Below are 339 nucleotides of genomic sequence, written 5' to 3'. Positions count from 1 at the left end.
GCGCCCCGACGTGCGTCAGCTTCAGCAGGTTGCCGCTTTCGTCGTAACTGTAGGTCTGGCGGTAGTTGCTGACCGCCGCTGGATCGGCCTGCCCCACGGATTCCGGTCCCTGGCTGGGACCGCCCGCCTCCCAGCCAGAAGCCTCGATCAATTGGTAAAGGCTGTCGTAGCTAAAGCGACTGATGGGCTCGATGCGCTGGTTGGCGAAGTACCGCACCGGCAGTGCCTTGTCCTCGATGCTCAGGACATTGCCTGTCCGGTCATAGTCATAGATCAAGTGCTGCAACCACCGGGCACTCGCGTCCTGTGCCCGACGCTCAGTCAACACACCGTCTTCAG

Annotated in this window: 1 pseudogene; it reads right to left on the bottom strand. The window is 61.9% G+C overall.

What is annotated here, in order from left to right:
* Window positions 1–339 (bottom strand): annotated as a pseudogene (locus ACQ4OB_RS27865) (RHS repeat protein); the annotation flags it as partial.

Source organism: Pseudomonas sp. ES4 (assembly GCF_050586665.1).
Lineage (GTDB): Bacteria > Pseudomonadota > Gammaproteobacteria > Pseudomonadales > Pseudomonadaceae > Aquipseudomonas > Aquipseudomonas frederiksbergensis.
The sequence above is the reverse complement of the archived record's forward strand: the minus strand, read 5'-3'. Positions and strand labels throughout refer to the sequence as shown.